7 protein-coding genes and 1 pseudogene are annotated in these 3,569 nt (G+C 62.2%); all 8 read right to left on the bottom strand.

The genetic code is table 11. The annotated features are described in order from the left end of the window. The coding region (locus I5W_RS33045) for a twin-arginine translocase subunit TatC (protein WP_044528003.1) at nucleotides 1-165 on the bottom strand (165 nt) is incomplete at its 3' end. Between the two features lie 40 nt (nucleotides 166-205). Then, nucleotides 206-730, bottom strand: coding sequence for a Sec-independent protein translocase protein TatB (gene tatB, locus I5W_RS02115; protein WP_017453781.1), 525 nt, complete (start codon nucleotides 728-730; stop codon nucleotides 206-208). A 124-nt stretch (nucleotides 731-854) separates the two neighbouring features. Next, nucleotides 855-1,058, bottom strand: a complete 204-nt coding sequence (gene tatA, locus I5W_RS02110) for a Sec-independent protein translocase subunit TatA (protein ID WP_017453780.1) — start codon at nucleotides 1,056-1,058, stop codon at nucleotides 855-857. Nucleotides 1,059-1,129: 71 nt separating this feature from the next. Next, entirely contained in the window at nucleotides 1,130-1,510 is a 381-nt protein-coding gene (locus I5W_RS02105; protein ID WP_017453779.1) for a histidine triad nucleotide-binding protein, read from the bottom strand. Nucleotides 1,511-1,557: 47 nt separating this feature from the next. Further along, nucleotides 1,558-1,896, bottom strand: coding sequence for a phosphoribosyl-ATP diphosphatase (locus I5W_RS02100; protein ID WP_017453778.1), 339 nt, complete (start codon nucleotides 1,894-1,896; stop codon nucleotides 1,558-1,560). A 116-nt stretch (nucleotides 1,897-2,012) separates the two neighbouring features. Continuing rightward, nucleotides 2,013-2,396 (bottom strand): annotated as a pseudogene (gene hisI / locus I5W_RS02095) (phosphoribosyl-AMP cyclohydrolase); the annotation flags it as partial. After that, complete coding sequence (gene hisF / locus I5W_RS02090) at nucleotides 2,393-3,157, bottom strand: imidazole glycerol phosphate synthase subunit HisF (protein WP_017453776.1); 765 nt, start codon at nucleotides 3,155-3,157, stop codon at nucleotides 2,393-2,395. The gene hisF and the pseudogene hisI, both read right to left, overlap by 4 nt. Nucleotide 3,158: 1 nt before the next feature. Next, nucleotides 3,159-3,569: HisA/HisF-related TIM barrel protein (locus tag I5W_RS02085; protein WP_044528002.1), on the bottom strand; the 411-nt coding region annotated here is incomplete at its 5' end.

Genomic DNA, 3,569 nt, shown 5'->3' with positions numbered 1-3,569 from the left:
CGCATGGATCATCGGCGCGGCCAGCACGTCGAAGATATGGGCCGCGAACGGCATCAGGCACAGGAACACCACCAGCACCACCGCAGCCGCCTTGACGATGCGGCTGCGCAATTCGATCAGGTGCGAGATGAAGGTATCTTCGGCCTGGGTGTTTTCTTCAGCCATGGGGTCGGAATTCTGATGAAGTGAGACGCGCTGCGCCAAATTAGAAGAAACCGGCCGACTTGCCGGTGCCGACCGGACGGCGGTACTTGGCCACGCGGGCTGAAGCCGAGATGACACGGGTCTTGTGACCGCTCTGGTGCTTGTACCAGGCCGGCACGCCGGTGGTGCGCGAGAGCTTCTTGCGACGGAAGGCCTTGGCCTTGATCGCCAGCAGCGAAGCATCCGGCGTGCGGGTCCAGCTACCGCCGGCACTGGCGCTGTCGGAACTGGAGGAATCATCGCCGCCATTCCAGGCATCGTTGATCGAAGCTTCAGTTTCTGACATGCTTTTGTGAATGCTATTACTGACGTCGCTGGCAGCGTCCTGGACGTCCTTCTGCATCTTGCGCAGCTCATCGAGTTCCATCTCGCGGCTGACTTCGGACTTGACGTCGTTGATGTAGCGCTGGGCGCGGCCGAACAGGGTGCCGGCCATGCGCGCCACCTTGGGCAGGCGCTCGGGGCCGATCACGACCAGCGCGACCACGCCGATCAAGGCCAGCTTGGTAAGGCCGATATCAATCATGAGTCTGTGTGGACATTAAGGAGGACAGCGATGGCGCGGCAAGCGCATCAAGACTGGAGTACCCGGCCCATCCGGGCTGTGGGCTCATGCGGCCCGCCAGACAGGACTGGCGGGGGCGGCCTGGTCAGCTACCGGACTTGTCCTTTTCCTTGGCCTGCACATCGATGGCCACATCCTTCTTTTCCTCGTCGGCGCCCTTGACGCCATCCTTGAAGCCCTTGACTGCCTTGCCCAGGTCGGAACCCATGTTGCCGAGCTTCTTGGTGCCGAAGACCAGCATCACGATCACCAGAACAATCAGCCAATGCCAAATACTGAACGAACCCATTCTCTTCTCCTAAGCGGACATCCCTGCCCTGTGTACAAGTGAAACCTGCCAGCCCCCGGGCCGGCGAATGCTTATTGTTGCACGAACTGTACCCGCCAGGGATGCGGACCGCCAATCACGTGCATGTGCAGATGGTACACCTCCTGGCGGCCGTCCGGCCCGGTGTTGATCAGGATCTTGAACCCGCCGGTGGGCTTGCCTTCGGCGTCAACGCCATAACCGCAGCCCTGCTCGGCCGCCAGGCGCGGCGCCAGCGCCAGCATCTTGCCCAGCATGGCGGTATGTTCGTCGGTGCAATCGGCCAGGGTCGCCACATGCTGGCGCGGCACGATCAGGAAATGCACCGGCGCGGCCGGGTTGATGTCGTGGAAGGCGATCAGGTCTTCATCCTCGTAGATTTTCTTCGAGGGAATCTGGCCAGCCGCGATCTTACAGAAAATGCAATTATCCAAGTCCGTACTCCTGGGAAACAAGGGGATAAGAGAAGCGATCCAGCCGATCAGTCCTTGCGCGCAGCCTTTTCTTCCAGGCCAGAGAGCCCTTCGCGGCGCGCCAGTTCATCGAGCACATCCTGCGGGCTCAACTCGAACTGGGCCAACATCACCATGGAATGGAACCACAGGTCGGCACATTCATAGAGCACCTTGGACTTGTCGCCCGAGACACGGGCATCCTTGGCGGCCATGACGGTCTCGGTGGCTTCCTCGCCGATCTTCTTCAGGATGGCATCGTCGCCCTTGGAAAACAGCTTGGCGACATAGGATTTCTCGGGATTGCCGCCATTGGCCAGCTTGCGCGACTCGATGACTTCGGCCAGGCGCTTCAGGGTTTCACTCATGATGGGGTCTTGTCGCTATCGACGGGCTTGGGAATGCTCTTGCGCACGCGCTTGGGCTTGGCTGCCGGCTCGCTGGCCGTGGCCGCAACAGGGCCGCCACCCGCGCCGGGGGCCAGGTCCTTGAGGACCGGCTCGACCGTGACCCATTCGCCGCTGTCGGCGCTGCCTTCGAATTTCTGGAAGAAGCAGGAATGACGACCGGTGTGGCAGGCAATGCCGGCCACCTGCTCGACCTTGAGCAGGACCACGTCTTCGTCGCAGTCCAGGCGGATTTCATGCACCTTCTGGAAGTGACCTGATTCTTCACCTTTGTGCCACAGCTTCTTGCGCGAGCGGCTCCAATAGACCGCCTGACCGATCTCCACGGTGCGCGCCAGCGCCTCGCGGTTCATCCAGGCGAACATCAGCACGTCATTGCTGCCTACTTCCTGGGCGATCACCGGCACCAGGCCGACTTCGTCCCATTTGACCTTGTTGAGCCATTTGGCGCTGATGCTCATGCCAGCCTCATGGAAATGTTCTGATCGGCCATGAAGCGCTTGGCTTCCTGCACGGTGTGCTGGCCATAGTGGAAGATGCTGGCCGCCAGCACCGCGTCGGCCTTACCCTTGGTGATACCGTCAGCCAGGTCCTGCAGGCCGCCCACGCCACCGGAGGCGATCACGGGAATGCTGACTGCTTCCGAGACCGCACGGGTCAGGTCGAGGTCGAAGCCGCTCTTGGTACCGTCACGGTCCATGCTGGTCAGCAGGATCTCGCCCGCGCCCAGTTGCGCCATCTTGCGCGCCCATTCGACCGCATCCAGGCCGGTAGCATTGCGGCCGCCGTGGGTGTAGACCTCCCATTTGCCGTCACCGGCGCGCTTGGCGTCGATGGCCACCACGATACATTGCGAGCCGTACTTGTTGGCAGCGTCGGCCACCAGTTGCGGATTGGTCACGGCCGAGGTGTTGATGCCGACCTTGTCGGCGCCGGCATTGAGCAGGCGGCGCACATCTTCCACCGCGCGCACACCGCCACCCACGGTCAGGGGGATGAAGACCTGCGAGGCCACGGCTTCGATGATGTCCAGGATCAGGTCGCGACCATCGGAAGAGGCCGTGATGTCGAGGAAGGTCAGCTCATCGGCGCCCTGCTCATCGTAACGACGTGCGATTTCGACCGGATCGCCGGCATCGCGCAGCTCCAGGAAGTTGACGCCCTTGACCACGCGACCTGCGGTCACGTCCAGGCAAGGGATGATGCGTTTTGCAAGGGCCATGTTATTTGCTGCCGGACAGGCGGTTGGCTTCCAGTTCGCGCGTCAGTTCATCCGCACGATCCTGGCCGCTGCGCAGATCCAGCGTACCTTCATAGATGGAACGGCCGCAGATGACGGCTTCGATGCCTTCATCCTCGACCCGGCACAGCGCCTCGACGTCGCCCACATTGTGCACGCCGCCCGAAGCGATGATGGGAATGGTCACCGCCTGCGCCAGGCGCACGGTAGCCTCGATGTTGACGCCGCCCATCATGCCGTCGCGGCCGATGTCGGTGTAGACGATGGCTTCGCAGCCATAGCCTTCGAACTTTTGCGCCAGGTCCACCACTTCGTGGCCGGACAGCTTGCTCCAGCCATCGGTGGCGACCTTGCCATCCTTGGCATCCAGGCCGACGATGATCTGGCCGGGGAA

This window comes from Herbaspirillum sp. B65, from assembly GCF_000333555.1.
Taxonomy (GTDB): domain Bacteria; phylum Pseudomonadota; class Gammaproteobacteria; order Burkholderiales; family Burkholderiaceae_D; genus Herbaspirillum; species Herbaspirillum rubrisubalbicans.
This window is presented reverse-complemented; position numbering and strand designations above follow the sequence as displayed.